Source organism: Kribbella sp. NPDC050281, assembly GCF_040655855.1.
In the GTDB taxonomy this organism is placed as follows: domain Bacteria; phylum Actinomycetota; class Actinomycetes; order Propionibacteriales; family Kribbellaceae; genus Kribbella.
Window position 1 is genome coordinate 1 of record NZ_JBFAKS010000022.1, and the last position, 13,556, is coordinate 13,556.

At 68.3% G+C, this 13,556-nt stretch carries 12 protein-coding genes; 6 read left to right on the forward strand and 6 right to left on the reverse strand.

What is annotated here, in order from left to right:
* Positions 1-62 precede the first annotated feature (62 nt).
* Positions 63-1,079 (forward strand): N-acetylglucosamine-6-phosphate deacetylase, encoded by a 1,017-nt coding sequence (gene nagA / locus AB0I34_RS23330; protein WP_360448614.1) that lies wholly within the window; start codon positions 63-65, stop codon positions 1,077-1,079.
* Between the two features lie 88 nt (positions 1,080-1,167).
* Complete coding sequence (locus AB0I34_RS23335; protein WP_360448245.1) at positions 1,168-2,025, forward strand: DeoR/GlpR family DNA-binding transcription regulator; 858 nt, start codon at positions 1,168-1,170, stop codon at positions 2,023-2,025.
* 6 nt (positions 2,026-2,031) lie between these two features.
* Here AB0I34_RS23335 and AB0I34_RS23340 read toward each other — a convergent pair whose 3' ends face one another.
* Genes AB0I34_RS23340 through AB0I34_RS23360 form a run of 5 tightly spaced genes read right to left on the reverse strand, consistent with a single transcriptional unit; the run spans position 2,032 to position 7,371 of the window.
* The gene (locus tag AB0I34_RS23340) at positions 2,032-2,892 is read right to left on the reverse strand and encodes a carbohydrate ABC transporter permease (RefSeq protein ID WP_360448247.1); all 861 of its coding nucleotides are present in this window, start codon (positions 2,890-2,892) and stop codon (positions 2,032-2,034) included.
* Positions 2,885-3,859: a sugar ABC transporter permease gene (locus AB0I34_RS23345; RefSeq protein ID WP_360448248.1), complete on the reverse strand. Its 975-nt coding sequence runs from the start codon at positions 3,857-3,859 to the stop codon at positions 2,885-2,887. The genes AB0I34_RS23340 and AB0I34_RS23345 overlap by 8 nt, the downstream gene beginning before the upstream one ends.
* The gene (locus AB0I34_RS23350; RefSeq protein WP_360448250.1) at positions 3,856-5,127 is read right to left on the reverse strand and encodes a sugar ABC transporter substrate-binding protein; all 1,272 of its coding nucleotides are present in this window, start codon (positions 5,125-5,127) and stop codon (positions 3,856-3,858) included. Before AB0I34_RS23350 ends, AB0I34_RS23345 begins: the two co-directional genes overlap by 4 nt.
* The gene (locus tag AB0I34_RS23355; protein WP_360448252.1) at positions 5,124-6,299 is read right to left on the reverse strand and encodes an FAD-dependent oxidoreductase; all 1,176 of its coding nucleotides are present in this window, start codon (positions 6,297-6,299) and stop codon (positions 5,124-5,126) included. The genes AB0I34_RS23350 and AB0I34_RS23355 overlap by 4 nt, the downstream gene beginning before the upstream one ends.
* On the reverse strand, positions 6,286-7,371 hold the full coding sequence (locus AB0I34_RS23360) for an amidohydrolase family protein (protein ID WP_360448254.1): 1,086 nt from the start codon (positions 7,369-7,371) through the stop codon (positions 6,286-6,288). Before AB0I34_RS23360 ends, AB0I34_RS23355 begins: the two co-directional genes overlap by 14 nt.
* Positions 7,372-7,565: 194 nt before the next feature.
* On the opposite strand from AB0I34_RS23360, the gene AB0I34_RS23365 reads away from it, so the two are divergent.
* The 3 genes from AB0I34_RS23365 (at position 7,566) to AB0I34_RS23375 (ending at position 11,449) form a co-directional block, all read left to right on the forward strand.
* Positions 7,566-9,863: a CehA/McbA family metallohydrolase gene (locus tag AB0I34_RS23365; protein ID WP_360448256.1), complete on the forward strand. Its 2,298-nt coding sequence runs from the start codon at positions 7,566-7,568 to the stop codon at positions 9,861-9,863.
* Positions 9,863-10,291: a hypothetical protein gene (locus tag AB0I34_RS23370; RefSeq protein ID WP_360448259.1), complete on the forward strand. Its 429-nt coding sequence runs from the start codon at positions 9,863-9,865 to the stop codon at positions 10,289-10,291. Before AB0I34_RS23365 ends, AB0I34_RS23370 begins: the two co-directional genes overlap by 1 nt.
* A gap of 180 nt (positions 10,292-10,471) precedes the next feature.
* A complete protein-coding gene (locus tag AB0I34_RS23375) occupies positions 10,472-11,449 on the forward strand; it encodes a helix-turn-helix domain-containing protein (protein ID WP_360448261.1) in 978 nt (325 codons plus the stop codon).
* On the opposite strand, the gene AB0I34_RS23380 is transcribed toward AB0I34_RS23375, so the two are convergent.
* Positions 11,422-12,384, reverse strand: coding sequence for an AraC family transcriptional regulator (locus AB0I34_RS23380; RefSeq protein WP_360448263.1), 963 nt, complete (start codon positions 12,382-12,384; stop codon positions 11,422-11,424). The genes AB0I34_RS23375 and AB0I34_RS23380 overlap by 28 nt on opposite strands.
* A 171-nt stretch (positions 12,385-12,555) precedes the next feature.
* Between AB0I34_RS23380 and AB0I34_RS23385 the strand changes: the two genes are divergently transcribed.
* Complete coding sequence (locus AB0I34_RS23385; protein ID WP_360448266.1) at positions 12,556-13,530, forward strand: zinc-binding dehydrogenase; 975 nt, start codon at positions 12,556-12,558, stop codon at positions 13,528-13,530.
* Positions 13,531-13,556 lie beyond the last annotated feature (26 nt).

Below are 13,556 nucleotides of genomic sequence, written 5' to 3' on the forward strand. Positions count from 1 at the left end.
CCGGTCGCGGCCATGGCGTCGGTGACGAGGATCGAGCGTTCGTGGCCGGCGGCACGGGCGGGGTGGTTGATGCCGGGGGACGGTGGGTGTTGCCCGGCTTTGTCGACACGCATTGCCACGGGGGTGGCGGAGCTGCCTTGTACTCCGGCACCACCGACGACGTCATCCAGGCCGCCGGTAGTCACCTCGCGCAGGGCACCACCACGCTGATCGCCTCGGTCGCCACCATGCGGCTCGATCGGATGCTCGCCGCCGCCACCGCCATCGCTCGAGCCGTCGCCACCAACCAGGCGCCGAACATCCGAGGCATCCACTTCGAAGGCCCGTTCCTGTCGCCGAAGCGCCGCGGAGCACAGACCGAGTCCGCCCTCCTCACCCCCGACGAGCAGGTGTTCGCCGACCTGATCGACGCGGCCGACGGCCTGGCCGTCTCGATGACCATCGCCCCCGAACTCCGCGGCGCCATCGACCTCATCCACCGCCACCACGAGCAGATCACCTTCGCCGTAGGTCATACCGACGACGACGGATCCCACACCCGCCAGGCCTTCGACGCCGGCGCCCGCACGGCGACCCACCTCTTCAACGCCATGCCCACCATGACCCACCGCCACCCCGGCCCGGTCGGCCTCGCCCTCCTGGACGACCGGGTCGCCTGCGAATTGATTGCCGACGGCACCCACCTGTCCCCCGAAGCCCTGACCGTCGCGACCCGAACCGCAGGCCACGAACGCTCGATCCTCGTCACCGACGCCATGGCCGCGACCGGCCTCGGCGACGGCGACTACTCGTACGCCGACCGCCACGTCACCGTCCACCACGGCATCGCCAAACTCCGCGGCACCGACACCCTCGCCGGCTCGGTCCACTTCCTGTCCGACGCACTGGCCAACGTCGTACGCCTCCTCCACCTGACTCCCCCACAAGCCGCCCCACTCGTCTCCACCAACGCCGCCCGCCACTACGGCTGGCACGACCGCGGCACCATCGCCATCGGCCGGTCCGCCGACCTCGTCCTCCTCTCGGAAGACCTCACCGTCCACACCGTCTATCTGGCAGGCAAGCCCTTTGATCGCTAGCGCTCACCCTGACTGAGCGAAACCGCGACGGCGCGTGGGCAGACCCTCACACTGAGGCGATCCATCCCGCCGTCCAGGCCGGAACGAGGTGATCGTCATCAGTACGGCAGCCCTCCCCGCGCTCCACTCCTGGCAACCGTCCGCCCCCTCTCCCCGCCGTACTCAACGGCTGGCCGAGATCCTCGACCTCTTGACCACGCGCGGCGCGATGTCCGTCGGCGCCCTGTGTGGCGAGCTCCAGGTGTCACCGGCGACGCTGCGCCGGGACATGACCCATCTACAGGACCAGGGCCTCGTCTCCCGGACCCGCGGCGGTGCCCGGGCCAACACAGGGCCTGAACTGCCGGTTCGGCTGCGGGACACGAAGTCCCCGCTGGCCAAGCACGCGATCGCCGTCACGGCTGCTGCCCTGCTGCCGACCGACAGGCCGCTCGCCGTGGCGATCGGTGGCGGATCGACGACTGCCGAGGTCGCCCGGGAGCTCGGTCACCGGCAGCGGCTGACCATCGTGACGAACGCGCTCACCACCGCGGCCGCGGTGGCGGCGCGGCCGAACCTGCAGGTGATCATGACCGGTGGAGTGATCCGGGCGAGCTCGTTCGAGCTGGTCGGCAGTCTGGCGGAGAACGCCTTCAACGGGATCAGCGTCAACGTGGCCATCCTCGGCGCCGACGGCGTCAGCGCGGCCCACGGCGTCACTACCCACGACCACACCGAGGCCCGCACGAATCACGCCATGGTGACCCATGCGCACCGGCTGATGGTGGTGGCCGACGGTTCCAAGGTCGGTCAGACCACCGTGGCCAAGGTCGCCGACGCGTCGGAGATCGACATCCTGGTCACCGATCCGTCGGCGGATCCGGACGAACTCGCCCGGCTCACCGGGCTGGGCGTCACGGTGCATCTCGCCCGGATCTCCGCCGACGTATCGCTCCCGCTCAGCTGACGCCGCTCAGCCCTTCACCCCGGAGAAGGCGATGCCGCTCATCAGGTGACGCTGGAAGACGATGAACACGATGATCACCGGCAGGCTCGCCAGCAGCGATCCGGCCATCAGCACCGGGAAGTTCGTCGTGTACTGCCCCTGCAGACTGGCCAGTCCCGCGGAGACCGGCATCTGCCGGGGATCCGAGTTGACCACCAGCGGCCAGAGCAGGTCGTTCCAGGACCAGATGATCACCAGTACGCCGAGCGCGATCATCCCGGGAGCACTCATCGGCAGCATGATCCGCCAGAAGATCTGCAGGATGTTCGCACCGTCGATCCGCGCGGCCTCCTCGATCTCCATCGGGATCTGCCGGAAGAACTGCCGCATCAGGAACGTCCCGAACGCACTGAACATGCCCGGCAGGAACAAGGCCGTCAGTGTGTTCAGCAGTCCCAGGCCCTGCATGATCTGGTACTGCGGCAGCAGGAACACCTGGTACGGAACCATCGTCACCGACAGAAAGATCGCGAACAGTACGGCGTTGCCGCGGAACCGCATCCGGGCGAAGGCGAAGCCGGCCAGCGAACTGAACAGCACCTGGCCGACGGTCCGCGCGATGGTCATCAGTGTCGTGTTCATCAACTCCCGGCCGAACGGCAAGGCGCTGAAGACGGTCGTCACGTTCGACCACTGCGGTGAGTGCGGCAGGAACGTCGGCGGCACGCTCACGGACTCGCCGAAGGTCTGTAGCGAGGTCGAGAGCTGCCAGAGAAACGGCCCGACCATGAAGATCGCACCGAGGCAGAGCACCAGATGCGCGATCGGGTGGCGCGGCCGAGAACGCCTGCGACCTCGCCGGGCTGTCAGCTGAATCGAGTCAGCCATAGTGCACCCACCTCTTCTGCAGCCGGAACTGCGCCGCGGTCAGGATCAGGGTCGCGATGAGCAGCAGTACGCCGATCGCCGCCGCGTAACCTCCGTCGTGCTCGGCGAACCCGCGCTGGTAGAAGAGGTAGACCAGCGTCTCGGTCCTTTCGATCGCCGGAGACTGCTGGCCCACCATGAGATAGATCAGGTCGAACGCCTGCAGCGAGTTGATCACCGTGATCACCGTGACGAAGAAGATCGACGGCGTCAGCAGGGGAACCGTGACGTGGAAGAACTGCGCCAGCCGGCCGGCACCGTCCAGCTCGGCGGCCTCGTAGTAGTCGACCGGGATGCCGCGGATGCCGGACAGGAAGATGACCATGTTGTAGCCGATCGACCCCCAGACTCCGACGATGCTGATCGCGAAGATCGCGGTGGCGGGGTCGGAGAGCCAGTGCGGACCGTCGATGCCGATCTTGGACAGCAGCCAGTTGATCAGGCCGTAGTCCCCGTTGAAGAGCCACTTCCAGGTCAGGGCGACCGCGGCCGGCAACGTGACCACCGGCAGGAAGTACAACGTGCGGTAGATGGTGACGCCGCGCATCCCGGGGAGACTGAGCAGTGCCGCCACGATCGCCGACAGCGGCACCGCGAGCAGCGTGATCGCGGTGATGATCGCCGTGTTGACGATGGCATGGAAGACGTCGGAGTCGGCGATCAGCGTGCGGTAGTTCTCCAGCCCCGACCACGCGTGCCCGCCGAAGGCTCCCCAACTGGTGAAGGAGTAGTAGATCGTCTGGAACGTCGGCCAGATCTCGAAGACGGCGAGTCCCGCGGCGGCCGGCAGCAGCAACATCAACGCCCACCAGCCGCTGTCCCGGGTCGGTGGTCGCGGCCGCCGGCGGCGAGCCGGGCCGGCCCGCCGACCGGTCTCACCGCCGGTCAGCACATCGGGTGGCGCTGTCGCGGTGCCCTGACTGCTCACTTCTTCTCCTTCGACAGCGCGGTGTTCATCGTCTCCGCCACATGGCGGGAGACATCACCGACCGGGGCCTTGCCCGTCCAGGCCTCGGCGAACTGCTTGGTCACCTCGTCGCGCCAGACGGAGGTGTCGGTCGAGGCGGGGAACGGCTGGGCGTACTTCAGATGATCGACGAAGACCTGCAGGTCGAACTCCGGCATCGCCTTGGCGTACGCGTCGGCGTGCCCCTGGTACGCCGGAATGACGGTGCCGGTCTTCGCCTGGATCTCGGCGGCCCGCTCGGATCCGAGGAACTGCAGGAACTGCCACGCCTGCTCGGGATGCTTGGTCTTGGCCGAGATGCTGTTCGCCAGCCCGTTGCTGTAGTAGTCCCGTTTCCCGGTCGGACCGGCAGGCAGCGGCGCGATGCCGATGTTGGCCTTGCCGTACGGGACGGCGGCGATCTCCTCGGGCTCCCAGGATCCGCAGTACCTCATCGCGACCTTCCCGGAGGTGAGCATCGCGAGCGGGTCGGTGTCGGTGGTCTGCTGCAAGGTCGGCGAGACGTGGTACCTCGTGATCATGTCGGTCCAGAACTGGATGCCCTGGATCGTCGTGTCCTGGTCGTACCCGGAGCTCTTGCCGTCGGGCGAGATCACCTGCCCGCCGACCTGCGGAACGGTCAGGTACCAGCTCAGCTCGTCGGCTTCCGGTGCGACGAACCCGTAGATGCCCTTCTTCTGGTTCGTCAGCTTCTGGGCCGCGGCGATCACGTCGGTCCACTTCCAGGACGCGTCCGGGTGCTTCACCCCAGCGGCGTCGAAGAGCTTCTTGTTGTAGCAGAGCCCGAAGCCGTTGACGTCCTTCGGGATGCCGTACAGCTTGCCGTCGACCGTGTAGGCCTTGGTGACGGCCGGCACGTACACGCTCGTGTCCAGCTTCGACTTCTTGACCTGATCGTCGAGCGGTGCGATGCCACCGCCGATGGCGTAGTACTGGGCGTACACCATGGTCATCCAGAAGACATCGGGGCCGCTGCCGGCGGTGACGCTCGTCTGCAGCTTCGTCCAGTAGCTCTCCCAGGGCGTCACCTGGATCTGTACGTCGATGTTCGGGTGCTGGGTGTGGAACTCCTGGATGATCTGCTTCATGGCAGCCGCCTGGGCCTGGTCCCAGACGGCATAGGTCAGCGTGACCTGCTCGTCGCTGTCGCCACCGGACTCGGAGGATCCCGAGCAGGCGGCTGCGGCGAGCAACAGTGGGACGAGCAACAAACTCAGTAGACGCTTCATGCGGACTCCTTGATGAGTGGGCGGCCTGGGCTGAGGAAGTCGAGGCGGGCCGGCATCTGGTCGCCGAGTGCGTGCCGGGCCGCCAGGTCGCCGAGCAGGGGCCCGAGCGTCAGGCCCCACGCCCCCAGGCCGGTGGCGACATGGATGGCCGGCGCTACCGCCCCGACCAAGGGCAGACCATCGCTGGTGGCCGGGCGCAGGCCGACCCTGGTCTCCAGGACCGTGGCGTCGGACAGCCCGGGCGCCAGGTTCAGTGCGGCATTCAGGACGGACTGCTGTCCGCCGGCCGTGACGCGGGCGTCGAAGCCGACGTCTTCGTGGGTCGCGCCAACGACAATGCGGTCGTCGAAGCCGAGCAGATAGCCGGCACCAGGTGTGTTGACCACCGGTCGCATGCCCGTCTGCTGGCCGTCGAGTCGCAGGTGCACGAGCTGCCCACGGATCGGCCGGATGTCGACCCGTACGCCGAACGCGGCCAGGTCTGCGCCCGCCCAGGCACCGGTGGCGAGCAGCACGGCCCGCCCCTCGATCACGCGGTGACCGACGCGGACCCGCGGTACCGGATGCTGCGGGTCCAGCATCCCGGTGCCGGGGATCACCTCGAGTCGGGCGCCGTCGGACCGGGCCTGAGCGCGCCGGCGCGCCGCCGTCATCAGCCGGTCGTGCAGTCGCGAACCGACGACCCGGCCGACCTCCGCGATGAAGATTCCGCGCAGATCGCCGCGCAGTTCCGGCCAGTACTTGCGAAGGTCTGCGCCGTCGACCGTCTCGACCGGCTTGGTGACGCCATGCGCTCGACGCCCCTCTGGACGAGAGAGGCGCTCGGTCACCGCGTCGAGGGCAGCCTGCTCGTGCGGATTGTTGCCGGCCACCACCAGTTCGCCGACCTGCTCGAACGTCGCAGAGCCGGCTCCGGCCGGATCGACCGCATCCAGCTCGGCCAGGAGACTGCGGTAGTAGCCGACGCACTCGGTGATCACCGACGTCCAGTCGGGGCGTTGCTCGCCACGATCGAGCGCGACCGGGGACACGATGCCCGCACCGGCATCGGTCGCACGACCGGCCAGGCCGGCGTCGACGAGCGCGACCCGCGCGCCCTTTCGTACGCCGGCCAACGCGGCGCTTGCTCCGACAATGCCGCCGCCGAGGATGATCAGGTCACAGTCCGCCATCGCTGTTCCCCGCCGGGGCTTGCGCGAGCGCCGGGATGAACGCGCGGGCGTTGTCGCCTTCGACCCGCGCGGCCAGCTCGTCCGGCAACCCGAGGCCCGAGATCGTCCACCGCCCGTTCGGCGGCGGTTCGATCGACGAATACGCGAAGCCCTCGTCCGCGCTCGCCAGGAAGCGCAGGTACATCCGGTAGTCGGCGATCTCGGGTGGCGCGCAGTCGGTGCCGAGCAGCACGCGATCGGGATGCCGCTCGATCAGTGCCCGGGTACGTCGTGGCTGGCGGCCGAGCTCGGCGATCCGTGCGGCGAGGTCGACGCGGTAGTTCGGGTAGCGGTCGAGCATCTGCTCGACCCAGTCGAGGTTCTCCGCGAGGCAGCCGACATGAGCACCGATGAAGCGCACCTGCGGGTGGGCGGCGATGACGGCCTCGAGCGCGTCCAGTAGCCGCTGCAGCGGCGGGAACTCAGGCCCGTGGAAGTGCCAGTCGGGATGGCGCAGCAGCTCCTCGAGACGTTCGTTGTGACGATCGAGTGGCTGGAAGAAGGCCGCCGGGTCGGCGGTGTGGATCAGGGCCGGCACCCCCGACTCGGCCAGCGCGTCCCAGAGCGGTTCGAGCCGTTGGTCATCGAGGAAGATCAGCTCGGAGTTCTCGTCGCGGATCCGCAGGCCGATGTCCTTCCAGAGCTTGAGTCCTGCCGCGCCACGGCGTACCGAATCGGTCAGCGAGGCACCCATCCGATCGCCCCAGCCGGGTGTCGCCGTGTCGCTCCAGTCCAGGCGTGCGAACGTCACGAAGCGGCCGGGGTACCGACGGTCGTAGCGATCGAGATTCGCCTCGAGCTCATCGGTCCATTCACCGTCGAGGTTGACGATGGTTGCCACGCCCGCCTCGTCCATCGTCTTGATCAGGGCGTCCGGATCGGGCGCCCGCCAGACTCCGGTGGTACGGCGGCCGAGATGGTTGTGTACGTCGACGATCGGCGCGGCCGGATCGGTCACGGTGGTCGTTGCGGTGGTCATCATCGAGACCGGCGCGAAGTCGCGCAGCCGGACATCAGCGAGTGGCTCGGGCATTCATCCCTCGATTCACAGCACGGTTGGAGAACCAGCCAGATCGGGGCCGACGCTAGGACCGCCGTCGAGCGGCGACCAGAAAACGATCAGTCGAAGTGATCGGTCGGCCGCGGTTGTCCTCGGCCGAACAAAGGAGATGACGAGGCAGGCGTTCGACCATAGGGTCGAAGTCCGGTGCACCATGAGGAGGCCTCGTGTTCCAACCGTTGCATGCGTCCGCGACCCGAGCCGTCGAGAAACTGCGCGACATCGGTGAACCGCTCCCCGAAGACCTCGCCGGCCGGTTGGCCAAGCTGGCGGACGACTCGCAGACCGATACCGTGCGGTCCGCCGCGGTCGAGGAGCTCCTGCGGCCGTACGTCCTGGTCGACGTGGAGATCGACGAGCGGGGCTACACGGCGAGCACGCCAGGCGCGGCGCCACCGCGACTGGTCCAACACGGGTGGCGCAGCTTCCTGGTCCGGGTGGTGAACCCGCATCGCCTGCTGGGCGACCTGGCCGGCGGTCCGGGCGGCGTACTCGGACTGGTCGACCACCACAGCCACGCCGCGCGGATCACGCTGCACGACACGTTGACGGTCGTACCGCGGATCGAGCGCAGCTGGCTCCAGGCGAAGCTCGCCGGTCCGACCGACGTGTCGGGGCTCGATGTCGAGTACAAGGTCATGAGTCTGTACAGCCGCGACGGCGGGAGCCGTCGCGGCGAGCTTGCCTTCATCCTGGCCGTGGAGGAGGCGACGGAGAGCCTGACCCGGCCGCCGTTCGCGAAGGCCGGCCAGCGGATGGGGTTCGAGAGCCGCCAGTACGGCGCGGCGATCGAGTTCGACTGCCTGCCGGCTCGCGACATCCGGTTCGACATCCGGGAGCCTGACGGCAGCAGTTGCGTGGCGGCGCTGACCGTCCGCGACTCGCAGCGGCGGGCGTACCCGTCGAAGGCGATGCGGCTGGCGCCCGACATGTTCTTCCACGAACACGTCTACCGGGCGACCGGCGAGGTGATCACGCTCCCTGCCGGTCAGTACGAGATCTCCGCACGCCGCGGACCGGAGTACCGCGAAGTCCGCGTCGAGGTCGACGTGGAGGCCGACACCGAGGCGGTCACGATCGAGCTGGATCGCTGGGCCGATCCTGCCACCCGCGGCTACTACTCCGGCGACCCGCACATCCACGCGGGCGGCTGCTCGCACTACAGCGTGCCGTCCGAGGGCGTCAACCCGGAGACGATGATCCGGCACGTGCGCGGCGAAGGGCTGTGGATGGGCAGCGTGCTCACCTGGGGGCCGTGCTACTACCACCAGAAGCAGTTCTTCAGCGGCTCGTCGATCAGCCCGCGCGCCGAGCTCGAGTACCCCGACATGCAGCGGGCGCAAGGCATGACCTGGAATCCGCAGGACACCGACCACGACGGCCAGAGCCTGCTCCGGTACGACCTCGAGGTGTCGGGCTTCCCGTCCAGCCACTCCGGTCACGTCATCCTGCTCGGCCTCACCGACCAGGACTATCCCGGCACCAAGCTGATCGAGGACTGGCCGTCGTGGAACCTGCCGGTGATGCGCTGGGGCCACGCGCAGAACGCGATGGTCGGGTACGCGCACTGCGGGCTCGGCCTAGCGGTCGGCACGGAGGACCTGCCGAACTACATCATCCCGGAGTTCCAGTCGATCGGCTCCAACGAGATCATCGTCGACGTACCACTCGGTGCCGCCGACTTCCAATGCGGTGCCGAGTTCTCCCCCGCCGCCGAGATGAACGTCTGGTACCACCTGCTGAACGTCGGCTACCGCACTCTGATGCTCGGCGAGACCGACTACCCCTGCATCTACGACGACGGTCCCGGCGTCGGGCGTACGTACGTCCGGCTGCCCGAGCCGCCGCAGGGCGATCAGGCTCTGGAGTCGTGGCTCGGTGGGTTGAAGGACGGCGCGTCGTACTTCGGCGACGGCCGCAGCCATGTGTACGACTTCGCCGTCGATGGCGACACGGCCCGGGAGCGTAGCGTCGATGCGTCAGGACCGGTCCGGGTGAGCGCGACGGTCGCAGCCTGGTTGCCCGAGCAGCCGCCCGCGGCTCCGGCGGCCGGCCAGCCGGCGTACAGCGCACCGGTCGGCTGGCACATCGAGCGTGCCCGGATCGGCCAGACCCGCACTGTGCTGGTCGAGGTGCTGGTGAACGGCGTACCGGTCGCATCGCAGGAGGTGCTTGCCGACGGCAACGAGCAGGCGGTCGAGTTCGACGTACCGCTGGAACGTTCGTCCTGGGTGGCGCTGCGGATCCTGCGCAGCGTGCACACCCAGCCGATCTTCGTCGAGATCGCAGGCCGGCCGATCCGGGCCTCGCGTCGCAGCGCGCAGTGGCTGCACGACTCGGTGGACGAGCTGTGGAAGGCGAAGTCCGGCTTCATCCGCGAGACCGAGCGAGCGGAAGCGCGCGAGGCGTACGACGCCGCGCAGGCCGCCTACCTGACCCGTCGGGACGAATGCGAGGTGGACTGATGATTCACGGCGAGGCAGCCGGTTGTTGCGGCCCGGTCGACACGGCGGCGCCGATCTCGGTCGCGATCAACCCGGAGGCACGGGTGAACGTCGCCCGGACCGCAACCCGGGTGGCGAGTCTGACCGCGGGTGACTGGCACACGATCGACGTCACCATCGTCAACCAGGGCTACGTGACGGGTCAGCTGGCGATCGAGAGCGCCCCGGTGCCCGGTGTCGAGCTGGACCTTCCGCTGCACGAACTCACCGGTGAACCACGCCAGGAGGGCGGCTTCCGGGTCCGCTTCAAGGCTCCGACCGTCGTGGACATCACCCTGACGTTCCGAGCCCTCGGCGCCCTCGGCGGCCTGGCCAACCACAGCTCCCTGCACCTCCTCCTCCGCTCCACCGCACAGCACAGGAGGCCTCTCACCGTTCTGGGCGGCTGAACTGTCGGAGGTGGTGTGCCGGACGTGACAGCTGATCGGCAACCCAGCCGAACAGGGCCAGCCACAGGACGGCGACGACGGACACAACGAGCTGGATGACGATGAGCACGCAGATCATCGTCGCGAGGCCCCTCACGGTTCGACAGTGGCAAGAATGCCCACCTCCGATAGATTGTCGCCATGCATCGGATCGCGGTCGTTGCCGTCAACCACGTGAAGAGCCTCGAGCTTGCGATCCCCGGCCAGGTGTTCGGGACCGCCCACTCCCATGACAAACCGGTCGGGGCGGTGTTCGGCGATCCGCTGTACGACGTGATCGTGTGCGGGGAGCGACCTGACCTCGTGGTGTGCGGCCGCAGCGGGGTGGAGATGTTCCGGATGACCGCGCCGTACGATCTGTCCGACGTACTGACTGCCGACACAGTGATCGTGCCTGGTGCACGCACGGACATCGAACCGTCCGTCGAGGTACTCGATGTCCTTCGGCAGGTGCACAGCCGCGGCACCAGGATCGCCTCGATCTGCTGCGGTGCTTTCATCCTGGCGGCCGCAGGACTGCTCGACGGACGGCGGGCGACGACGCACTGGACCTCCGCCGCCGGATTCGCCGAACGCTTCCCGCGGGTCGAGGTCGACCCGAACGTGTTGTTCGTCGACGACGGCGATGTGCTGACGTCGGCCGGGGCAGCGACCGGCCTCGACCTGTGTATCCACATGGTGCGCAACGACTTCGGCGCGGCGGTCGCAGCCGACGCTGCCCGCCATGTCGTGATCGCACCTCAGCGCGACGGCGACCAGGCACAGTTCATCGTCCACCGGGACCCCGCCGGCGCCAGTGGTTCGCTGGAGCCGACCATGCGGTGGGTGCGGGACCGTCTCGGTGAGCCGCTGACGCTGTCCGACATCGCGCGGCAGGCGGCCATGAGTCCGCGTACGCTCAACCGCCACTTCCGCGAAGAGACCGGTACGACGCCACTGCAATGGCTACTCACCCAGCGCGTACGCCACGCCCAGGAACTCCTCGAAACCACAGCCTTGTCGATCGAGGACATCGCCAGACACTGCGGATTCGGCAGCGCCATCAACCTGCGCCAGCACTTCACCCGCCGAGTGAACATGTCGCCCCTCGCCTACCGCCGAGCCTTCCAACCCCGCTGAGCCGGCGGCTCGGATGCTTCTGCCGACGCTCGGAGGCGGGCGGCATCGCGGCCGGGTGGCAAGCCGAAATGGCGGCGGTACTCGCGGCTGAACTGCGAAGCGCTGTCGTACCCCACGCGGAATCCAGTGGTGGCGACGTCTCCCGCACCGGACAGCAAGAGCAACCGGGACTGCTGCAGCCGGACCTGCTTCTGGAACTGGAGCGGACTGAAGGCAGTGACGGCCAGGAAGTTGCGATGGAACGACGACACGCTCATTCCACACATGCCGGCCAGTTCCTGCACCCGCAGCGGCTGATCGTAGTTGTCGGTGATCCATCGAACCGCACGACTGATCTGCGTCAGTCCGCTGTCGGTCATCGCGATCTGCCGCATCGCCGGTCCCATCGGACCGTTGAGGAGATACCACAGGATCTCCCGCTCGATCATCGGCGCGAGGACATCACGATCCCCCGGACGCTCGATCAACGTCAGCATGCGTACGGCGGCGTCGATCATGGCCTCACTGGCGTCGGCGACTCCGAGGGCCGCCACGGCCGGCCGCTGACTCGGCCCTCGAGAAGCCTCCAGCAAGAGCGTCGCAACGACCCAGGGACGGATGACGAGTCCGAAGCCAAGGGCCGGTGTCGCCGCCGAAGCCTCGACGTAGTGGCCGGTGATCGGCAGGTCCACGGATGCGACGAGGTACTGCCCTTGGCGGTACTCATACGTGCGGTCGCCCAACGCGATCCGCTTCGCGCCTTGGGCGATCAACGCCATCACGGTCCCAGATCGAGACGGGGTCGGCTCCCCGACCCGTGTCTCCGCGGACGCCAGCACTCCGTCGATCCGCGTGGTCTGGTCGGGACGAGCATGCCTGCCGATGAGATCGACCAGCTCAGCCAGTCGGCGGGCGCGGCCGGCGCCCCGGGAGTCGAACGCAGCGCTCCGCTCCATGGGCAGAATCATACAATCCAAGCCACAGGGGTCCGCCATAGTTGACCGTCGGGACAGTAGGATCAGGCAAGCATCCAACACGATCGATTCCTTTGTGCGGTGACCGGGATCTACATGGTGGGAGGCACAGACCTCTCTCCTGTACGCCGAGAACGAAAGGCTCCCGCGACCATGCACGCGCTGCAGCAGACATCCCTCAACGGCCCGCAGGACATGCGCCTGATCACCGACGCTCCAATGCCGAGCCCAGGCCGGGGCGAGGTCCTGATCCGCGTCGCCGCCGCGGGCGTCAACTTCGCCGACATCTCCAAGGCCCACGGCACCTTCCTGGACGGTCCGCGGCCGCCATACCTGGCCGGGTTCGAGGCCGCCGGGGAGATTGTTGCCGTGGGCAATGCTGTGACCGGCCTGACGCCGGGGACTCGCGTCGTCGGCGTCGGCAACGGCGCTTTCGCCGAGCACATGGTGCTCCCCGCGGCGGCGGCGATGCCATTGCCCGCCGGCTGGACGGAGCAGCAGGCGCTGGGACTCGTCGTGAACTGGCCGACCGCGCTGGCCGCGCTCAAGCCCCTGGGCGGCATCAACGCAGGGCAGATCGTGCTGATCCACGCCGCCGCGGGCGCGACCGGCCAGGCCGCGGTCACCTTGGCCAAGCACTACGGTGCGACGGTCATAGCGACCGCGTCGCCGAGCAAGCACGAGACGGTGCTGGCAGCCGGTGCCGACCACGTCCTGGATTCTCTCGGCGGCGACCTCGCCGCCGAGGTGCTGCGGCTGACCGGCGGCACTGGTGTCGATCTGGTGCTGGAGTCGGCAGGCGGCGCGACCTTCGAGGCCAGCTTGGCCGCAGCCAAGCGGGTCACCGGCCGGGTCATCGTGTCTGGTCTGCCGGGCGGCGAAGCGGCGATCACCAACTGGGAGCTGGTGTACAAACACCAAGTCCACCTCATCGGCTTCAACCTCGGCGTACTGATCGGGGCCGCGCCGCGAGTCTTCGGTGAGGTCATGGGCGAGCTTTCCGCGCTCATCGCCGTCGGCGTGTTGCCGCCCGGCCGGCCCACGGCGTACGAACTGTCCGACGGCCCGAAGGCGCTCGCCGAACTGGAAGCCAGGGCAACCGTGGGCAAGCTGGCCTTGCTGCCCTGAGGATGCGGCATTCGATGGCTAGGCTC